Source organism: Klebsiella sp. 141251, assembly GCF_050600725.1.
GTDB classification, from domain to species: domain Bacteria; phylum Pseudomonadota; class Gammaproteobacteria; order Enterobacterales; family Enterobacteriaceae; genus Klebsiella; species Klebsiella aerogenes.
In genome coordinates, this window is record NZ_JAQIRG010000004.1 from 195166 (window position 1) to 215080 (window position 19915).

A 19915-nucleotide genomic window follows, 5' to 3' on the forward strand; every position below is an offset into this window, starting at 1 on the left:
CTCCACTGAAGGGGGCATATCGCGACCGCCCTGGCGCCTTTCATGGTGTTACGCTTATCCGTACTTTGCCAAATTATCGCTGCGGTAAGTACTGCAGCGGGTTGACGGATTTCCCCTTGTAACGAATTTCAAAATGTAATCTTGTTGAGCTGGTTCCGGTGCTACCCATGGTAGCGATTTTCTGCCCCGCTTTGACTTCCTGTTGCTCCCGAACCAGCATGGTATCGTTATGAGCGTAGGCACTCAGGTAATCATCGTTGTGTTTGATGATAATAAGATTACCGTAACCGCGCAGTGCGTTACCGGCATAGACGACGCGCCCATCGGCGGTCGCGACAATAGCCTGTCCTTTACTGCCTGCAATGTCGATACCTTTATTGCCGCCTTCCGCGCCGCTAAAGTTCTCGATAACCTTGCCATCAGTCGGCCAGCGCCATGATGAGATCGGCGAACTGGTAGACGTACTGCTTGCAGTCGGTTGGGTTGTGCTAACGGTTGATGGCGCCGTAACCGGAGCGACCGTCGTCGTGGTCGTTGCTGGTTTATTATTCGGCAACATCTTAGTAGCACTCTGTTCACCTGAAGATTCAGAATACGTAATAGTCGGTTGTGACGCAACCATTGCGGTGGATTTTTGTGCAGAAGTTGTGGTGGCCGTCGCACCGCCGCTTGCCTGCGCGCTAGCCTGAGATACCGGATTTTCGCCGGTGATCGGCTGGCCTGCGGAGTTGCCGACCTGCAGCACCTGACCCACGTTCAGCGCGTACGGCGCCGGGACGTTGTTGCGTTCCGCAAGGTCGCGGAAATCGTTGCCGGTGACCCACGCGATATAGAACAGGGTATCGCCGCGCTTAACGGTATAGGTACTGCCGCCGGTATAGCTGCCTTTCGGAATATCGCCATATTTACGGTTGTAAACAATCTTACCGTTCACCGTCTGCACCGGCTGCTGTGCCATCGGCTGAACCTGGGTCGGCTGAGTCTGAATTGGCTGAGTCTGCATCGGTTGAATCGGCTGAGCCGGAGGAACTTGCTGCCCGCCGGAAGATGGCGGTGTAATCAGCATCCCGGAATTGGTGCTGGAGGACGCAGCGCCGCTTGCCGAATTCACCGGCGCAGGCGGATTATTGGTATTTGTACACCCGGCCAGCCAGAGTGAAACCAGTGACAACGCCGCAATACGGCTTACGGTAAATTTTGGGCTTCCCGCGCTCATTTATCCCCCAGGAATATGTTAACTGCCAATATCTTGCTTACCGGGCAGCGCCCGGCCAGGACACTGAAAAATGTGTCCACCCTACGCCTAAACTTAGGCAAAAAAAACCTGGAATAATCCGGGTTCAGGCCAGCTCCCCTCTGACGAGCGGAACAAAGCGAACGGCTTCGACGGTATCGATGAAAAACTCGCCGCCGCGGCGACGGATCCGCTTCAGATACTGATGTTCTTCACCGACCGGCAAAACCAGCACGCCGCCTTCATCAAGCTGCGCCATCAGCGCGGCCGGAATTTCCGGCGGCGCGGCGGTGACGATAATCGCGTCAAAAGGCGCGCGAGCCTGCCAACCCTGCCATCCATCGCCATGACGGGTTGAAACATTATGTAAATCAAGTTGTTTAAGACGCCGACGCGCCTGCCACTGCAGGCTCTTAATCCGCTCGACCGAGCAGACGTGGTGCACGAGGTGCGCCAGGATCGCCGTCTGATAGCCGGAGCCGGTGCCGATTTCCAGCACCCTTGAGTCCGGCGTCAATTCCAGAAGCTCCGTCATCCGCGCCACCATATAGGGCTGCGAGATAGTTTGCCCCTGGCCAATCGGCAGCGCGGTGTTTTCCCACGCCTTATGTTCAAAAGCTTCATCAACGAATTTTTCGCGCGGAACCTGCGCGATTGCCTCGAGGACTCGCTCATCGACGATGCCCTGAGTGCGTAGCTGATTCAACAAACTTTCAACACGTTTACTTACCATTGCGTATCAACCCCGACGCGTTCTAACCAATCGGTCACCACCTCATGTGCCTGATGAGCGGTTAAATCGACATGCAATGGCGTTACGGAAACATAGCCTTCATCCACCGCCGCAAAATCGGTCCCCGGCCCGGCATCGCGCTTATCACCCGGCGGGCCGATCCAGTACAGCGTATTACCGCGCGGATCTTTTTGCGGAATGACCTGGTCGGCCGGATGGCGGTTGCCGCAACGGGTAACGCGAATACCTTTGATTTGCTCGAGGGGAAGATCCGGCACGTTGATGTTGAGGATCCGCCCGGTACGCAGCGGCTCGCGGCTTAACGCGCGCAGAATGGTGCATGTCACTGCCGCCGCGGTGTCGTAATGTTGATAGCCGTTCAGCGAAACGGCAAGGGCGGGAAAACCAAGATGGCGGCCTTCCATCGCGGCCGCGACGGTACCGGAATAGATAACATCATCGCCAAGATTGGGGCCCGCGTTGATTCCTGAGACCACGATATCCGGGCGCGGGCGCATCAGCGCGTTAACGCCGAGATACACGCAGTCGGTCGGCGTGCCCATCTGGACGGCGATATCGCCATTTTCAAAGGTGAACGTGCGTAGAGAAGATTCCAGCGTGAGCGAGTTTGAGGCGCCGCTGCGATTACGATCGGGTGCAACAACCTGGACCTCGGCAAATTCGCGTAAGGCCTTCGCCAGGGTTTGGATCCCCGGCGCGTGGATACCGTCATCGTTACTCAGCAATATTCGCATAGTCACCCGTTGTATTGATAAGTTCCCTTACCACGCTGGTGGCAAAACTTCCCGCTGGCAGCCAGAAGCGCAGTTCAACAGTGACATCATCCCACCAGTTCCAGCACAATTGCTGCGGATACAGCAGCATCGCCCGGCGCGCGGCTTCAACTTTTTCGCGCGCCAGCAGCGCCTGTAGCGACGTTTCTTCGGCTATCGCGGCTTGCTCGGCGGCCAGCGCGTCGCGTTGGCTGCCCCAGTCGCCGCTGCCCGGCAGCGCAGCGGTAATCATCAGCTCGCGGTTATCGACCCGCGCCTGTAATTCCGCCAACTCTTCGGTGGTTGCCACAAACCAGCTTCCGCGCCCCGCTAATTGTAGCGCATCGCCATCAACAACCTGATTAAATTCCGTTTTTTTTAATCTAATTGCAACTTGCTGATTAAACAACGCGCTGCGTGCCGCCGACAACCAAAAACTGCGTTTATTGCGATCGCGCACCGGCTCGCCGCTCTCGGCCCAGCGCAATGCGCCCTGCAGGTTGCTACCGCCGATACCAAAGCGCTGCGCGCCGAAGTAGTTCGGCACGCCGCCGGCGGCAATCGCCTGCAAACGCTTTTCGACATCGTCGCGATCGCTGATTTCCCGCAGGATCAGCGTGAACTGGTTGCCCTTCAGCGCGCCTAAACGCAGCTTACGCTTATGGCGGGCATACTCCAGCACCTGGCAGCCTTCGAGCTGAAATTTGCTCAGATCCGGCATCTCTTTGCCCGGCACGCGGGCGCACAGCCACTGTTCGGTGACAGCGTGCTTATCCTTTTGCCCGGCAAAGCTCACTTCGCGCGCATGGATTTTAAGGAATTTCGCCAGCGCGTCGGCAACGAAACGGGTGTTGCAGCCATTTTTCAGAATCCGCACCAGCACATGTTCGCCTTCGCCATCGGGGGCGAAACCGAGGTCTTCGACCACCAGAAAGTCTTCCGGATTGGCCTTCAGCCGCCCCTGGCTGAGCGGCTTGCCGTGCAGGTATGTTAAGTCATCAAAGGCGATCATTGCGTAACCTTACGCAGCAGCGCCACCGCTTCACAGGCGATGCCTTCGCCACGGCCGGTGAAGCCAAGCTTCTCGGTGGTGGTCGCTTTCACATTGACGTCGTCCATATGGCAACCGAGATCTTCGGCGATAAATACGCGCATCTGCGGGATATGCGGCAGCATTTTTGGCGCCTGGGCAATGATGGTGACGTCAACGTTGCCAAGGGTATATCCCTTCGCCTGAATCCGCCGCCACGCTTCACGCAGCAGCTCGCGGCTATCCGCGCCTTTAAAGGCCGGATCGGTATCCGGGAACAGTTTGCCGATATCGCCCAGCGCCGCGGCGCCCAGCAGCGCGTCGGTCAGCGCATGCAGCGCGACGTCGCCATCGGAATGGGCAAGCAGCCCTTTCTCATAAGGAATACGTACCCCGCCAATAATAATTGGCCCTTCACCGCCAAAAGCGTGTACGTCAAAACCGTGTCCAATTCGCATTAAGCCTTCTCCTGGTGTCGGGAACGGGTAAGGTAAAATTCGGCCAGCGCCAGATCTTCCGGGCGCGTTACTTTAATATTATCAGCTCGTCCGGCGACCAATTCGGGATGGAAGCCACAGTACTCCAGCGCCGACGCTTCATCGGTGATGGTCGCGCCTTCATCCAGCGCGCGCGTCAGGCAGTCAAATAGCAGTTCTCGAGGGAAAAATTGCGGCGTCAGCGCATGCCATAAATCATTGCGTTCGACGGTATGGGCGATCGCGGTTTTGCCCGGTTCGGCACGCTTCATGGTATCGCGCACCGGCGCCGCCAGTATGCCGCCGACGCGGCTGGTCGCGCTTAGCGCCAGCAGCCGCGAGAGATCATCCTGATGCAGACACGGACGCGCGGCATCATGAACCAGCACCCATTGCGCATCCGCTAAGGCTTTCAGCCCCGCCAGAACCGAATCGGCGCGCTCAGCGCCACCGTCAACGACGGTGACCTGCGGATGGTGGGCTAAGGGAAGTTGACTAAAGCGGATGTCGCCAGGGCTGACGGCGATCACCACCCGCTGAACGCGTTCGTTCGCCAGCAGCGCGGCGACCGAATGTTCGAGAATCGTTTTGTTACCGATTGAGAGATATTGTTTCGGGCACTCCGTTTGCATACGGCGGCCAAAACCGGCTGCCGGCACCACGGCGCAAACGCCCGGAAAAGTGGCTGCCATATTGTCATCCTGGGCTTGTTTATCGATTATTCTGCGCAGAACCCTGATTGCGTTTTGAGGCATCCGGCACCAGACGATAGAACGTTTCGCCCGGGCGGGTCATGCTGAGTTCATTGCGCGCGCGTTCTTCGATCGCTTCCTGACCGCCGTTGAGATCGTCAATTTCGGCGAAAAGCTGATCGTTGCGCGCTTTTAATTTGGCGTTAGTGGCCTGCTGAGCGGAGACATCGTCATTAACCCGGCTATAGTCGTGCAAACCATTTTTGCCAAACCACAGCGAGTACTGTAGCCAGACCAGCAAAGCTAATAATAGCAGCGTTAATTTACCCATCCTGCCCCCTGAAAAACGGCATCATCATCCCATAACTCGCCGGAGTACTCTACCCTGGCGCGCGGACGATGCCGCGTAACGCGGGGACTGTACCACATTTTTGCGATGGATACCCAGGCTTGATTCATCCCAAAAAGGCTATCCCAACAGCCAGAGGAACAGCAGACCAAACATTAGCCCGACGGTTAAAATCGTCGCGCAAACGCTGTAGATCAGTTTGCCGTCCAGTAATGAATGTAGCGCAATACCGACCACCACGGCGACCGGCATAATGGCAAGGAAGAAAGGCCAGGTATAGAGGAAGAAAAAGAGCGTATTACCGCCATACATGAGGAAGGGAATACCCAGCGCCAGCAGCCATGAAATAAAGCCCACGGCGGCGCCTGACAAAGACCAGGTGGTCTCGTCGCCGGCCGCCGGAGGCGGTTCTGAACGAATAATACTGAGGTTCTGGGTATTGCGCATATTGAATCCTGTTGACCGGGCGACCGGCACCCCTCGATGCCGTTGCCTTTTCAGGATCTGATAATATCGCTCTGTCGAAGCAGGTCTAATAGTTGGTGCACCAAATTTGTTACCAATTGTTCACCATCCAGATGAATTTCAGCATTCTCCGGGGATTCATAGACCGAATCGATACCGGTAAAATTACGCAACTCCCCTGCCCGCGCCTTCTTGTATAATCCTTTCGGATCCCGCGTCTCACAAGTGGCCAGCGGGGTATCGACAAACACTTCGATAAAGCGTCCTTCCCCCAAACGCTCGCGCACCATCTGCCGTTCCGCACGATGCGGAGATATAAACGCGGTCAATACAACCAGCCCGGCATCGACCATCAGCTTAGCTACTTCACCAACGCGGCGAATGTTCTCTTTGCGATCGTCGTCACTGAATCCCAGATCGCTACACAGCCCGTGACGCACATTATCGCCGTCAAGCAAGTAGGTGCTAACGCCAAGCTCGTGCAGCGCCTCCTCCAACGCCCCGGCGACGGTGGATTTACCCGACCCCGAGAGGCCGGTAAACCACAGCACCACGCCGCGATGGCCGTGATGCTGCTCGCGCTGCTCGCGGGTCACCGGATGCGCATGCCAGACGACGTTTTCGTCATGCCGGGCCATTACTTGCCTCCCAGCAGATCGCGTGCGTCCCAGTGCGGGAAGTGTTTACGAATCAGCTGATTCAGCTCCAGCTCAAACGCGCTGTACTGCGACGTCGGAGCCTGCGCCTGCAGGTGCGGTTCGTTGACCATTCCCGCGCCAACCGTCACATTGCTCAGGCGGTCGATAAAGATAAGCCCGCCGGTCACCGGGTTGTCCTGATACGGATCGAGCACCAGCGGCTCGTCAAAGGTCAGCTCCACCAGCCCGATGCCGTTCAGCGGCAGCGCTTCGACTTCACGCTGGGTCAGATTATTGATGTCGACCTGATAGCGGATAGCGTCAACGCGGGCGCGGGTTTTCTTGCCAGCCACTTTAATGTCATAGCTCTGACCCGGCGACAGCGCCTGTTCCGCCATCCACACGACGTCGATGCTGGCGCTTTGTACCGCGGGCAGCGAGGCTTCAGCGTCAACCAGCAAATCGCCGCGGCTGATGTCGATTTCATCTTTCAGGACGATAGTGATCGCTTCCCCCGCCCCGGCCTGCGGCAGGTCGCCGTCAAAGGTGACAATACGCGCCACGTTCGACTCCACGCCCGACGGCAGCACCTTCAGACGCTGGCCAACGGTGACCGTACCGGAAGCGACGGTACCGGAGAAGCCGCGGAAATCCAGGTTCGGACGGTTCACGTATTGCACCGGGAAGCGCAGCGGCTGGCTTTCGACATCGCGCTGGATGTCAACGGTTTCCAGCACTTCCAGCAGCGTCGGGCCGCTGTACCACGGCATTTTGTCGCTCTGTGTGGCGACGTTATCCCCTTCCAGCGCCGACAGCGGCACGAAACGGATATCAAGCTTGCCCGGCAGTTGTTCGGCGAAGGTCAGATAATCTTCACGAATTTCATTGAAGCGCGCTTCGCTGAACTCGACGAGATCCATTTTGTTCACCGCGACCACCAGGTGCTTAATCCCTAATAACGTGGAGATAAAGCTGTGGCGGCGAGTCTGGTCGAGCACGCCTTTGCGGGCGTCGATCAGCAGGATCGCCAGATCGCAGGTGGACGCGCCGGTCGCCATATTACGGGTGTACTGCTCGTGGCCCGGGGTGTCGGCAATAATAAATTTGCGTTTTTCGGTCGAGAAGTAGCGATAGGCGACATCAATGGTGATGCCCTGCTCGCGCTCGGCCTGCAGACCATCCACCAGCAGCGCCAGATCCAGTTTCTCGCCCTGAGTACCGTGACGCTTGCTGTCATTGTGCAGAGAAGAGAGCTGATCTTCATAAATCTGGCGCGTATCGTGCAGCAGACGGCCGATCAAGGTGCTTTTGCCGTCATCGACGCTGCCGCAGGTCAGAAAACGCAGCAGGCTTTTGTGCTGTTGCGCGTGCAGGTAAGCTTCTACGCCGCCTTCATTAGCAATTTGTTGTGCAATCGTAGTGTTCATGGCGGCTCCTTAGAAATAACCCTGACGTTTTTTCAGCTCCATGGAGCCTGCCTGGTCGCGGTCAATGACGCGCCCCTGACGTTCGCTGGTGGTGGATACCAGCATCTCTTCAATAATTTCCGGCAGCGTTTGCGCGTTGGACTCTACCGCGCCGGTCAGCGGCCAGCAGCCGAGGGTACGGAAGCGTACCATCTGCTTTTTGATCATCTCGCCCGGCTGCAGATCGATACGGTCGTCATCGATCATCATCAGCATGCCGTCGCGCTCCAGTACCGGGCGTTCTGCCGCCAGGTACAGCGGGACGATTTCAATATTTTCCAGGTAGATGTACTGCCAGATATCCAACTCGGTCCAGTTAGAGAGCGGGAAGACGCGAATGCTTTCGCCTTTGTTAATCTGACCGTTGTAGTTGTGCCACAGCTCCGGACGCTGATTTTTCGGGTCCCAGCGGTGGAAACGATCGCGGAAGGAGTAAATTCGCTCTTTGGCGCGGGATTTCTCTTCATCGCGACGCGCGCCGCCGAATGCGGCATCAAAGCCATATTTGTTCAGCGCCTGCTTCAGGCCTTCGGTTTTCATGATATCGGTGTGCTTGGCGCTGCCGTGAACGAACGGGTTGATGCCCATCGCCACCCCTTCCGGGTTTTTATGCACGAGCAGTTCACAGCCGTAGGCTTTGGCGGTACGGTCACGGAACTCGTACATCTCACGGAATTTCCAGCCGGTATCGACGTGCAGCAGCGGGAACGGCAGGGTTCCCGGATAAAACGCTTTGCGCGCCAGATGCAGCATTACGCTGGAATCTTTACCGATGGAGTACATCATCACCGGGTTAGAGAATTCGGCGGCCACCTCACGAATGATATGGATGCTTTCCGCCTCCAGTTGCCGCAGGTGAGTGAGTCGTTTTTGGTCCATAACCGTTCCTTAAGCCAGATTTACCACCGAAGAGTTAAACCCCTCGCTAGATGTTGTGTGTTGAAACCAGGCGAGCTGCTGATGCAGCTGTACCACTTCGCCCACCACCAGTAGAGCGGGCATTGGGGCATCTTTCGCCAGATGTTCGAGCTGTTGTAACGTGCCGGTCAGCGTCTGCTGATCCTCGCGGGTGCCGCGGGAAATCACCGCCACCGGGGTATTCGCGTCGCGGCCATGGGCGATCAGCTGAGCGCTGATGTCCGCCGCTTTCATGGTGCCCATGTAAATCGCCAGCGTTTGTTGGCTCTTCGCCAGCAGCGCCCAGTCAAACGGCGTGCTGTCAGATTTATAGTGACCGGTGACAAAGACAGCGCTTTGCGCATAATCGCGATGGGTCAGCGGAATGCCGGCATAGGCCGTCGCGCCCGCCGCGGCGGTGACGCCTGGCACCACCTGGAAGGGGATCCCGGCGGCGGCGGCGGCCTGCAGTTCTTCCGCGCCGCGCCCGAAGATAAACGGGTCGCCGCCCTTCAGGCGCACCACCGTTTTCCCGGCTTTGGCGGCATCCACCAGCATTTGATTCGTTTCGTGCTGCGGTACGGAGTGCTCGCCCGCGCGCTTACCTACGCAGATCATTTCGGCATCACGGCGCACCAGCTCGCGCACGCTCTCGGTCACCAGGTGGTCATAAAACACCACGTCCGCCTGTTGAATCGCCTGCAGTCCGCGTAGCGTCAGCAGCCCGGCATCTCCCGGCCCGGCGCCAACCAGAATAATTTCGCCCACGCTGCGTTCCGGTCTGTCGAGTTCATCCTGCAGCGCCCGCTCCGCCGCCGCGTGGTTACCGGCCACCATCAGGCTGGCAAAACGCCCGGTGAAAACGCGCTCCCAGAAGCGACGCCGCGCTTCGGTGGTGGTCAGACGGGTTTTGAGATGATGGCGCCAGTAGCTCGCCGTTTCGGCCAGCCGCCCCAGATTGGTGGGCAGTAGCGCTTCGATTTTTTCTCGCAGAATGCGCGACAGCACCGGCGCCTTGCCGCTGGAGGAGATCGCCACCAGCAATGGCGACCTGTCAACAATAGAAGGAAAGACGAATGAGCACAGCGGCTGGTCATCCACCACGTTCACCAGACGGTAGCGGGCGTTAGCCGCGGCAAACACCCGCTGGTTGAGCTCACGATCGTCGGTTGCGGCAATCACCAGAAATACGTCGTCTACCTGCTGTTCATCAAAGGCGGTCGCTCGCCAGCTAATTTGCTGACGTTCCACCTGTTCAGCGAGCTCCGGCGACAGAACGGCGGCGACCACCTGTACCTTCGCCTGCGCCCGCAGCAAGAATTTAATCTTGCGGACGGCAATTTCACCGCCGCCGATAACCAGCACGGGTCTTTCTTTCAACTCGGCAAACAGGGGCAAGTAATCCACGGCGCAACAACTCTCTTACATTCAGCAATAGAGGGACTATAGGGGGCTGCTTTGAGCAAATGAAATTACGAAATGGAATGAGTTGTGACGCAAAAGAATAACGAGCTGGAAATCTAAATATCAAAAAGTGCTTAACGCGTGCATTTTCCGCTATTTAAGAGCAAATGAAATTGTTTAAGCGGCGTCACAGTTTCATACTAACGCCGTCGAAATGTTTTGCTCGTGTAAGGACCCACTATGTTTTCCGCGATGTGCCGCCGTCTGCTTCCGCTGGCGCTTGGCACAGGTTTTGTCTTCTCCGCCGCTCCGGCATTCAGCGCCCTGGGCGACACCGCAAATACGCAGGCCCGCCATATTGCTACCGTCTTTCCTGGAAGAATGACCGGTACGCCGGCCGAGATGCTGTCAGCCGATTATCTTCGTCAACAATTTGCCCAGATGGGTTATCAGAGCAACGTGCGCAGTTTCAATACCCGCTACATCTATACCGACAGCAACCAACGTAAGAACTGGCACAACGCCACCGGCAGTACGGTAATCGCCGCGCATGAGGGCCAGTCTCGCCAGCAAATTATCATTATGGCGCACCTCGATACCTATGCCCCGCAGAGCGATAAAGACGTAGAGAACAACCTCGGCGGCCTGACCCTGCAGGGGATCGACGACAATGCGATGGGGCTCGGCGTATTGCTGGAGCTCGCGGAACATTTAAAGAACGTCCCCACCCGTTACGGCATTCGCTTTATCGCCACCAGCGGCGAGGAAGAAGGCCGCCTGGGCGCGCAAAATTTGCTGAAACGCATGAGCGAGGCGGAAAAGAAAAACACGCTGCTGGTGATAAATCTCGATAACCTGGTGGTCGGCGATAAGCTCTATTTCAACAGCGGGCGCAGCACGCCGGCATCGGTACGTAAGCTGACCCGCGATCGCGCGTTGGCGATTGCCCGGAGCCACGGCATTGCCGCGTTCACCAATCCAGGGCTGAATCCGGAGTTCCCGAAAGGTACTGGCTGCTGTAACGACGCCAGCGTTTTTGACAGCGCCGGGATCCCGGTACTCTCCGTGGAAGCGACTAACTGGTCATTGGGTAAAAAGGATGGATATCAGCAGCGCAGTAAAACCCGCAGCTTCCCGCAGGGTACCAGCTGGCATGACGTGCAACTGGATAACCAACAGTATATCGACAAAGCGCTGCCGGGAAGGATCGAGCATCGCGGGCGCGATGTAGTCAAAGTGATGCTGCCGCTGGTGAAAGAGCTGGCGAAAGTTGAGAAGAAAAACTGATTTGCGCAAAGCGAACCCGCGGTATAGCCCGCGTGTCCGCTTTGGAATAACACTCTCCGGCATAGCGCATCGCTTAGCCTTCGTGCAATCCGCACTCGCGCTTGAGGCCAAAGAAGCGGGTCTCTTCTTCCGCCATACCGGGTTCCCATTTACGGGTGGTGTGAGTGTCGCCGACGGACAAATACCCCTGCTCCCATAGCGGGTGGTATTTCAGGCCGTGCTTTTGCAGATACTGATAAACCGTCCGGTTATCCCAGTCGATAATCGGCAGCAGCTTAAAGACGCCGCGCTGGATAGCCAGCACCGGCAAATGCGCCCGGCTGCCGGACTGCTCGCGGCGCAGGCCAGCGAACCAGGTGCGGGTATTAAGCTCCTTCAGCGCCCGGTTCATCGGCTCAACTTTGTTGATTTCATTGTACTTCTCAATGCCTTCAACGCCCTGCTCCCACAGTTTGCCGTAGCGCGCTTCCTGCCAGGCGGCGCTTTCCGTCGCCCGGTAGACTTTAAGGTTCAGGTTGAGCTTCTCGGTTAATTCATCAATGAACTGATAGGTTTCCGGGAACAGATAGCCGGTATCGGTCAGGATCACCGGAATGCCCGGGCGCAGCTGATTCACCAGATGCAGGCTGACCGCTGCCTGAATACCAAAGCTTGAAGAGAGCGCATAGTCGCCGGGCAGGTTTTCCAGCGCCCATGCCACGCGTTCTTCGGCACTGAGTTTTTCCAGCTGAGTGTTAACTTCCGCCAGCGCCATTACGCGTTCTACTTTAGGCAGATCGTTCAGCGCGTTTAGATCGAGTTTGGACATAGATTCCTCACTGTGTGCCTTGCCTGATGGCGCTTCGCTTATCAGGCCTACGCGAATGGTAGGCCGGATAAGGCATTCATGCCGCTATCCGGCAATTCAGGTTATTCCCAGAAATCACGCGCTGGATCGAGCACCGGGCGAATGATGCCCGCACGCACCGTAAAGTCGCCGAAGCCTTCACCCGCTTCGCGCTCTTTCGCCCAGCGCCCTACCAGCTCGTCGAGCGAAGCAAGGATCTCCGGCTCGGTGATATTTTCACGATACATCCGTGGGATGCGCGTCCCGCTACGGTTGCCGCCGATATGCAGGTTATAGCGACCAGGCGCTTTCCCTACCAGGCCAACTTCCGCCAGCATCGCGCGGCCGCAGCCGTTCGGGCAACCCGTGACGCGGGTTACGATATGCTCATCGCCGACGCCGTGCTTGCTCATCACCTCTTCCACTTTGTCGATAAACGATGGCAGGAAACGCTCGGCTTCAGCCATCGCTAACGGACAGGTCGGGAACGACACGCAGGCCATCGAGTTCTCACGCTGCGCCGTGACGGCATTCATCAGGCCATGATCGCGCGCCAGTTTCTCGATCCGCGCTTTCTGATCTTCCGGTACGCTGGCGATGATCAGGTTCTGGTTAGCGGTGATGCGGAATTCACCTTTGTGAATCTTCGCGATCTCCAGCAGGCCAGTTTTCAGCGGGCGGCCCGGATAATCCAGAATACGGCCGTTCTCAATAAACAGCGTCAGGTGCCAGTTATTATCGATGCCTTTAACCCAGCCGATGCGATCGCCGCGGCCGGTAAACTCGTAAGGGCGAATCGGCTCGAATTTGATCCCGGCACGGCGCTCAACTTCCGCCTTGAAGGTCTCCACGCCGACCCGCTCGAGGGTATATTTGGTTTTCGCGTTTTTACGATCGGTACGATTACCCCAGTCACGCTGGGTGGTCACGACCGCTTCCGCCACCGCCAGAGTGTGCTCCAGCGGCAGATAGCCAAATTCGCTAGCGGTTCGCGCATAGGTTTTCTTATTCCCATGCTCGATAGACAAACCGCCGCCCACCAGCAGGTTAAAACCAACCAGCTTGCCGTTTTCCGCAATCGCCACGAAGTTCATATCATTGGCGTGCAGATCGATATCGTTCTGCGGCGGGATCACCACCGTCGTTTTGAATTTACGCGGCAGATAGGTCTGGCCGAGGATCGGTTCCTCATCGGTGGTGGCGACCTTTTCCTGATCCAGCCAGATCTCAGCATAGGCGCGAGTACGCGGTAACAGATGCTCGGAGATCTTCTTCGCCCACTCGTAGGCTTCGGCATGCAGCTGCGACTCAAACGGGTTCGAGGTGCACAGCACGTTGCGGTTCATGTCGTTGGCGGTCGCCAGCGCGTCCAGCCCAACGGAGTGCAGCATCTGATGCACCGGCTTCACGTTCTTCTTCAGAATACCGTGGAACTGGAAAGTCTGACGGTTGGTCAGACGAATACTGCCGTAGATGGTGTTATCCGCGGCGAACTTATCGATCGCCTGCCACTGTTTGGTGGTGATAACGCCGCCCGGCAGACGGCAGCGCAGCAGCATCGCGTGGCGCGGCTCCAGTTTCTGCGCCGCGCGTTCCGCGCGAATATCGCGGTCGTCCTGCTGGTACATGCCGTGGAAGCGGATGAGCAGGAAGTTGTCGCCTTTAAAACCGCCGGTCAGGCCGTCATTTAAATCTTCCGCAATGGTGCCGCGCAGGTAGTTGCTCTCGATCTTCATACGCTCGGCGTCGGAGAGTTTACCTTCGACCACCAGCGGGCCAGGATGTTTTTCGCTCATTAGTAGACATCTCGCTGATAACGGCGCTCAACGCGCAGCTCACTTAAAAATTCGTCCGCCGCTTCGGCGTCCATCGCGCCGTATTCGGCAATCACTTCCAGTAACGCCTGCTCGACGTCTTTCGCCATACGATTGGCATCGCCGCAGACATAAATATGGGCGCCGTCGTTAATCCAACGCCACACTTCAGCCCCCTGCTCGCGCAGTTTGTCCTGTACATAGACTTTTTGTTGTTGATCGCGGGACCAGGCCAGGTCGATACGGCTCAGCACGCCCTCTTTGACGTAGCTCAGCCATTCCACCTGATAGAGGAAATCTTCCGTGAAGTGCGGATTGCCGAAGAACAACCAGTTCTTCCCTTCCGCCCCTTCCGCCGCGCGCTGCTGCATAAAGGCGCGGAACGGCGCGATCCCGGTTCCAGGGCCAATCATGATAACCGGGGTTTGCGGGTTAGCAGGCAGACGGAAATTGTCATTGTGTTCGATAAAGATGCGCACTTCACCATCTTCTTCCACGCGGTCGGCGAGGAAGCTGGACGCGCCGCCGGCGCGGGCGCGGCCTTCGATGTCATAACGCACGACGCCAACGGTAACGTGAACTTCGTTTTCCGCTTCTGCCTGCGAGGAAGCAATAGAGTAGAGGCGCGGCGTCAACGGGCGAAGCAGGCCGATTAAGGCTTCTGCGTCCAGCTGTGCTGGCGAGAAGCGCACCATGTCGACGATAGGCGTCGTGGCAGCGTAGTGCTGCAACTGCGCTTTATCGCCGACCAGCGGCAGCAGCGTTTCACTGCGGGTCAGGGTGGCATAGTTCTCAACAATATTGGCGGTATTGACCGTCAGCTCAAAATGCCACTCAAGCGCTTGCGCCAGCGGCAGCGTTTTGCCTTCTACCGTGACCGGTTCATCACCCTTCAGCCACAGCAGCTCCACCAGCTCTTTGACCAGCGCCGGATCGTTCTGGTACCAGACGCCAAGAGCATCTCCCGGCTGATAACGCAGGCCGGAATCACCCAGATCGATCTCGATATGACGGACGTCTTTTTCCGAGTCGCGACCGGTTATTTTCTGATTCACTGCAAGCGTCGCCGTCAACGGCGCTTCTTTAGTATATGGGCTGGTGTGAATTTCATTGACCGCGCCGCTGGTAGCAAGCTGGGCCGGCGCAGCCGTCGGCGCGCGCGCCTTCAGCACATCCACTACGCGAGCGCGCCATTCCGCCGCCGCGGCTTGATATTCAACGTCGGCATCAACGCGATCGAGCAGGCGTTCGCCGCCCAGCTCGGCCAGTTTGCTGTCGAAATCTTTGCCGGACTGGCAGAAAAACTCATAGGAGGTATCGCCGAGACCAAACACCGCGAAGGCGGTGCCATCAAGCTTCGGCGCTTTCTTTGAAAACAGGAATTTATGCAATGCGACGGCTTCTTCCGGCGGCTCACCTTCGCCCTGGGTCGACGTCACCACGACCAGCAGTTTTTCACCGGCGATTTGTTTGAATTTATAGTCGCCAGCGTTCACCAGTTTCACATTCAGCTGCGCGGCCTGCAGATCGTCGCGCAGCGCTTCAGCAACCCGACGCGCGTTGCCGGTTTGCGAAGCGGAAATCAGGGTGATGGCCGGCGCTTCTACCGCCTGAGCGGGCGCGCTTACCGCGGCGCCGGGCTGCTGGTTCAGCATGCCCCAGAAGTAGCCGGATACCCAAGCCAGTTGGGTTGGCGTAAAGTCGGTCGTGGCCGCCTGTAGGCGCGCCAGTTGCTCCGGGTTAAGCGGCAGCAGATTGGAAGGTGGGGCCTGTGTCGTCATGCGTCGTTATGTTCCAGTAAGCAAAGCTGTTATTCACGCCCTGTCAGCGCGACAAAAACAGAAGAGATTGTAAGGTTAACGGCGGGCATACTAACAATTAAAGAAGGGATGGAAATAACAAATAACCAAATGGACTAACCTGTTTTAGTTATAGTTATTAACAACAAAACCGATTAGTTAATCCATTGAAAAGAAAGAAATTGAATCAACAAAAAAGCGCAAAAACGGTGATTTTGCGTTCAGGGCCGTTTTAGTTAATGCTAAAAAATGTACTTTCCGGTACCCTACGGCGGTTTTTTTCGTCCTGTTGAGAGTTAATGATGTCCACCACGCTGTTTAAAGATTTCACCTTCGAAGCCGCCCACCACCTGCCGCACGTACCGAAAGGCCACAAATGCGGTCGCCTGCATGGTCACTCTTTTATGGTGCGTCTGGAGATTACCGGTGAAGTCGATCCCCATACCGGGTGGATCATGGATTTCGCCGAGCTGAAAGCCGCGTTTAAACCGACTTACGATCGTTTAGACCACTATTACCTGAACGATATTCCAGGACTGGAGAATCCCACCAGCGAAGTGCTGGCCAAATGGATTTGGGATCAAATGAAACCGCTGGTTCCTCTGCTGAGCGCAGTAATGGTGAAAGAGACCTGCACCGCAGGCTGCGTCTATCGCGGCGAGTAATTCCCTGCCTATCCGCCATCGGGCTGCTGCCCTGGCGGTTTTCTATTTCATCCAACGCCATGTGAATCAGCGCACCAGATAGCCGCCATCCACCGCCAGAATATGACCGTTGACGTAGTCCGAGGCCCGGCTGGAGAGGAAAACAACGGCACCCATTAAATCCTCTGCTTCTCCCCAACGGCCCGCGGGTATATGCGCCAGCACGCGTCGGTTCTCTTTTGGGATGCTGCGGGTAATAGCGGTCATTTCGGTTTCGTAATAGCCGGGCGCGATGCCGTTGACCTGGATATTATATGGGCCCAGCTCATCGCAGTAGGCTTTGGTTAATCCAGCCAGCGCATGTTTGGTGGCGGCATAGGCCGGCGACCAGCTGCCGCCGAGATAAGAAAACACCGAGCAGATGTTAATAATCTTACCGCTTCGCCGCGGGACCATAATTTTAGCGGCTTCGTGGCTGAGCTCAAATGCCGCCGTCAGGTTAGTTTCGATCATCGGATCCCAGTCTGTGCGACCAAAGCGCAGCACCTTATTCAACTGACAAACACCAGCATTGTTCACCAGAATATCAACGGTACCAAAACGCTCGCAGCAGGTGGCGATAATCCGCTGCGGCATGCCGACATCGGTGATATCCGCCAGCATGAATTCCATCTCAACGCCCTGCTGTTCGATAAGTTCGCGGGTTTGAGTATGTTCTTCGCGCAGGGCGGGAATAAACAGATTCGCGCCGGCTGTCGCCAGGGCGACGGCAAAAGCCTGACCAAGGCCGCTATTGCCGCCGGTAACGATAGCGGTTTTCCCCTTGAGCGAGAAGAAGTCCATAGAGAAGGCAGTAGGTCGATCAATTGGCTGCATGGTTAACTCATTCCTTAAGTCAACGTATCAATAGCCCGCCTGAGCGGCTGAATTAACGCGCCAATGATAGCATTGCTGTCATGATGGCGTATCTCAACCCCAGCGCTGGAGCCAAATGCGAAGATGAATTCATATATGAAGAAGAGAGCTGCCGGGCGGTGAGCCACCTACCCGGCAAATAGAGTGGGGATCAGGCGATGTTAAGGTATTTATGCGTCTGCATGGATAACCGCCAGTTCCGGGCGATACAGGTCTCGATGCACAGACGCGTCGCGTCTTCTTTTTGGCTAATCGGCTGTAATGCAATAATCCGCGGCTTTTCATCTGCCAGCGTTTCCAGCAGTTCATCCAGCGCTTCGATATCACGCACGCGGCCAACCGGATGCTTGATTTCATCTGCACGTTGCAACGCCTGAGAGAGCACATCGTAGCCGCCGCGCATGTTCACCTTCGGCGAGACCGTAACCCAGGTATTGTGGCTGCAGCGCACTTCATGGGTGCCGCTGGTTTCAATCTGGCAGCTGAAACCGTTTTGCTCAAGCAGGTCGGTCAACGGCGTAAGATCGTGAATACAAGGTTCGCCGCCGGTAATCACTACGTGACGGGCGCTCCACCCCTGACGGCCAATGATTGCCAGCAGATCGTCGCTGGTCGCCGGGCCCCACTTATCGCTCTCTTTGGTTTTAGCGAGGATACTAAATAGAGACACTTCCCGATCGGCCAGCTTATCCCAGGTATGTTTGGTATCGCACCAGGCGCAACCAACCGGGCATCCCTGCAAACGAATAAAAATGGCAGGCACGCCGGTAAAGTAACCCTCGCCTTGCAAGGTCTGGAACATCTCGTTAATCGGGTACTGCATAGTCATCTCTGTTCAGGTGGTAAAAAGGTATTATCGCAGATTCAGGCGCTCAGGTCTTGTCCTCAGCTGCGCTTACCTGAGCCCATGGTCAGCGGGGCGTAAACCCTCTTTTTATATTAGTTAGCGAACTATGAAATAAGCACAAAATGTATTTACGATATATTAAGTATTATTTTAGCATGTGCCACATTCACTCATTAACCCGTTCATTGATTACTCTCTCAGAAGTATCTGCGTGCGGATAAAGATGTAACAAAGAATGTTTTTCATGATCGTAATAGCATTATTTATGATTGTCTAAATCGATAAAAAATCACAATTAATCAAAGATGTACAAACCGATACATGAAACAATGAATCTTTTATCTATGCATACTGTCCAATTCAATTCACTTAATTTCCATAGCTTAAAATAAGCTTAAGAAACTGACGGTTACAGCATTTTTTATTTAATCTCCGTTTAATTTTCCGCGCCTAGAATCCAGTCGACCAACCATGAGAGACTGCATTCATGAATACATTATTAATTACAGGCGTTACCGGATTTCTGGGCGGAGCGGTATTAGAGAATATCCTTAATAACGAAAATGGGATTAATCTATTGCTCCTGGTGCGAGCCAATAACGATGAAGCGGCTCTGGCCCGGGTGAAGGAAAACCTGCGTAAATTCAATATTGCAGAGGAGAAGCTGGCCGCATTAACTACCCGGCAGATCCTGCTCGGCGATTTGTCATCCCCGGAGGCGTTCCTGAGCGACCCGCGTCTGGAGCAGGTCACTCACGTTATCAACAGCGCCGCCGTCGCCTCATTTGGCAATAACCCGCTCATCTGGAAAGTGAACGTCGAAGGGACGTTCAAATTTGCCCAACGGATGTCCCGCGTAGCTGGACTACAACGTTTTCTCCACGTCGGGACCGCGATGTCCTGTACCCCGGAGCCCGATTCGCTGGTCGCTGAAAGCGCTGAATTCCGCGAGCACGCCGAGCATCTGGTGGAGTATACCCATTCCAAATCGACGATTGAGCGCCTGATGCAGGAGCAGTGCCCGACGTTACCGTTAGCCATCGCCCGCCCTTCTATCGTCGTTGGTCATACTCATCACGGTTGCCAACCCTCCAGCAGCATTTTTTGGGTGTTCAGTATGGGGCTGATGTTGCAAAAATTCCTCTGCTCCCTGGAAGACCGCGTTGATGTTATCCCGGTCGACTACTGCGCCGACGCGCTGCTGATGTTATTACAGCGCCCGCTGGCGCGCGGCGAAGTGGTGCATATCTCCGCCGGAGAAGAAAACAGCGTGAAATTTGCGGAAATCGATCGCGCGATGGCCTCAGCGCTGGAGCAGGCTCCGGTAGGCGATCGATACGCGCAGGTCAGCTATGAGACGCTGGTTAAAATGCGCCGTGAGTTGAAGGATATTTTTGGCCCGTGCAACGAGCGCCTGATGCTCAAAGCGATGCGCCTGTATGGCGCCTTCGCGACGCTGAACGTCCGCTTCAGCAATGATAAGCTGCTGAGCATGGGCATGCCCAAACCGCCGCGTTTCACCGATTATATCGACCGCTGCGTACAAACCACCCGCGGGCTTTCTATTCCGCAGCAAATGGCCGTCGATTTCAAGTAAGTGCAAATAGCGGATAAAAAAAATGCCAG

The 19915-nt window shown here is 56.3% G+C and carries 20 protein-coding genes; 3 read left to right on the forward strand and 17 right to left on the reverse strand.

Features of this window, described 5'->3' with window-relative positions; genetic code table 11:
* Positions 1-73: 73 nt before the first annotated feature.
* From nlpD to cysG, 12 genes are all read right to left on the reverse strand, one after another.
* Positions 74-1216, reverse strand: coding sequence for a murein hydrolase activator NlpD (gene nlpD, locus PGR09_RS11290; RefSeq protein ID WP_430916153.1), 1143 nt, complete (start codon positions 1214-1216; stop codon positions 74-76).
* A gap of 124 nt (positions 1217-1340) precedes the next feature.
* Positions 1341-1967 (reverse strand): protein-L-isoaspartate(D-aspartate) O-methyltransferase, encoded by a 627-nt coding sequence (locus PGR09_RS11295; protein WP_015369988.1) that lies wholly within the window; start codon positions 1965-1967, stop codon positions 1341-1343.
* Positions 1961-2722 carry a 5'/3'-nucleotidase SurE gene (gene surE / locus PGR09_RS11300; RefSeq protein WP_015369987.1) on the reverse strand — a complete coding sequence of 254 codons (762 nt, stop codon included), beginning with the start codon at positions 2720-2722 and terminating at the stop codon, positions 1961-1963. Before surE ends, PGR09_RS11295 begins: the two co-directional genes overlap by 7 nt.
* Positions 2703-3752, reverse strand: coding sequence for a tRNA pseudouridine(13) synthase TruD (gene truD / locus PGR09_RS11305; RefSeq protein WP_047044285.1), 1050 nt, complete (start codon positions 3750-3752; stop codon positions 2703-2705). The genes surE and truD overlap by 20 nt, the downstream gene beginning before the upstream one ends.
* Positions 3749-4228, reverse strand: coding sequence for a 2-C-methyl-D-erythritol 2,4-cyclodiphosphate synthase (gene ispF / locus PGR09_RS11310; protein ID WP_047044283.1), 480 nt, complete (start codon positions 4226-4228; stop codon positions 3749-3751). Before ispF ends, truD begins: the two co-directional genes overlap by 4 nt.
* The gene (gene ispD / locus PGR09_RS11315) at positions 4228-4938 is read right to left on the reverse strand and encodes a 2-C-methyl-D-erythritol 4-phosphate cytidylyltransferase (protein ID WP_047039060.1); all 711 of its coding nucleotides are present in this window, start codon (positions 4936-4938) and stop codon (positions 4228-4230) included. The genes ispF and ispD overlap by 1 nt, the downstream gene beginning before the upstream one ends.
* Positions 4939-4957: 19 nt before the next feature.
* On the reverse strand, positions 4958-5269 hold the full coding sequence (ftsB, locus tag PGR09_RS11320) for a cell division protein FtsB (RefSeq protein WP_015369983.1): 312 nt from the start codon (positions 5267-5269) through the stop codon (positions 4958-4960).
* Positions 5270-5407: 138 nt separating this feature from the next.
* Positions 5408-5734, reverse strand: coding sequence for a DUF3561 family protein (locus tag PGR09_RS11325; protein WP_047044281.1), 327 nt, complete (start codon positions 5732-5734; stop codon positions 5408-5410).
* Between the two features lie 50 nt (positions 5735-5784).
* Positions 5785-6390, reverse strand: a complete 606-nt coding sequence (cysC, locus tag PGR09_RS11330; RefSeq protein ID WP_047044279.1) for an adenylyl-sulfate kinase — start codon at positions 6388-6390, stop codon at positions 5785-5787.
* Positions 6390-7817: a sulfate adenylyltransferase subunit CysN gene (cysN, locus tag PGR09_RS11335; protein WP_047044277.1), complete on the reverse strand. Its 1428-nt coding sequence runs from the start codon at positions 7815-7817 to the stop codon at positions 6390-6392. Before cysN ends, cysC begins: the two co-directional genes overlap by 1 nt.
* Positions 7818-7826: 9 nt before the next feature.
* The gene (gene cysD, locus PGR09_RS11340) at positions 7827-8735 is read right to left on the reverse strand and encodes a sulfate adenylyltransferase subunit CysD (protein ID WP_015369979.1); all 909 of its coding nucleotides are present in this window, start codon (positions 8733-8735) and stop codon (positions 7827-7829) included.
* A gap of 9 nt (positions 8736-8744) precedes the next feature.
* A complete protein-coding gene (gene cysG, locus PGR09_RS11345) occupies positions 8745-10151 on the reverse strand; it encodes a siroheme synthase CysG (RefSeq protein WP_430916198.1) in 1407 nt (468 codons plus the stop codon).
* Between the two features lie 246 nt (positions 10152-10397).
* On the opposite strand from cysG, the gene PGR09_RS11350 reads away from it, so the two are divergent.
* Positions 10398-11444: an aminopeptidase gene (locus tag PGR09_RS11350; RefSeq protein WP_213797109.1), complete on the forward strand. Its 1047-nt coding sequence runs from the start codon at positions 10398-10400 to the stop codon at positions 11442-11444.
* A 73-nt stretch (positions 11445-11517) separates the two neighbouring features.
* On the opposite strand, the gene cysH is transcribed toward PGR09_RS11350, so the two are convergent.
* The 3 genes from cysH to cysJ all read right to left on the reverse strand — a co-directional run bounded on the left by cysH (position 11518) and on the right by cysJ (position 15865).
* Positions 11518-12252 (reverse strand): phosphoadenosine phosphosulfate reductase, encoded by a 735-nt coding sequence (cysH, locus tag PGR09_RS11355; RefSeq protein WP_047078984.1) that lies wholly within the window; start codon positions 12250-12252, stop codon positions 11518-11520.
* Positions 12253-12353: 101 nt separating this feature from the next.
* Positions 12354-14066, reverse strand: coding sequence for an assimilatory sulfite reductase (NADPH) hemoprotein subunit (cysI, locus tag PGR09_RS11360; protein ID WP_015369975.1), 1713 nt, complete (start codon positions 14064-14066; stop codon positions 12354-12356).
* On the reverse strand, positions 14066-15865 hold the full coding sequence (cysJ, locus tag PGR09_RS11365; RefSeq protein WP_430916154.1) for an NADPH-dependent assimilatory sulfite reductase flavoprotein subunit: 1800 nt from the start codon (positions 15863-15865) through the stop codon (positions 14066-14068). Before cysJ ends, cysI begins: the two co-directional genes overlap by 1 nt.
* A gap of 317 nt (positions 15866-16182) precedes the next feature.
* Between cysJ and queD the strand changes: the two genes are divergently transcribed.
* Entirely contained in the window at positions 16183-16548 is a 366-nt protein-coding gene (gene queD, locus PGR09_RS11370; protein WP_015369973.1) for a 6-carboxytetrahydropterin synthase QueD, read from the forward strand.
* 66 nt (positions 16549-16614) lie between these two features.
* Here queD and PGR09_RS11375 read toward each other — a convergent pair whose 3' ends face one another.
* Entirely contained in the window at positions 16615-17403 is a 789-nt protein-coding gene (locus tag PGR09_RS11375) for an SDR family oxidoreductase (protein WP_430916155.1), read from the reverse strand.
* Between the two features lie 190 nt (positions 17404-17593).
* Positions 17594-18265, reverse strand: coding sequence for a 7-carboxy-7-deazaguanine synthase QueE (queE, locus tag PGR09_RS11380; protein ID WP_380378520.1), 672 nt, complete (start codon positions 18263-18265; stop codon positions 17594-17596).
* A gap of 511 nt (positions 18266-18776) precedes the next feature.
* Here queE and PGR09_RS11385 point away from each other — a divergent pair.
* Positions 18777-19886: an SDR family oxidoreductase gene (locus PGR09_RS11385; RefSeq protein WP_045395337.1), complete on the forward strand. Its 1110-nt coding sequence runs from the start codon at positions 18777-18779 to the stop codon at positions 19884-19886.
* The last annotated feature ends 29 nt before the right edge of the window (positions 19887-19915 follow it).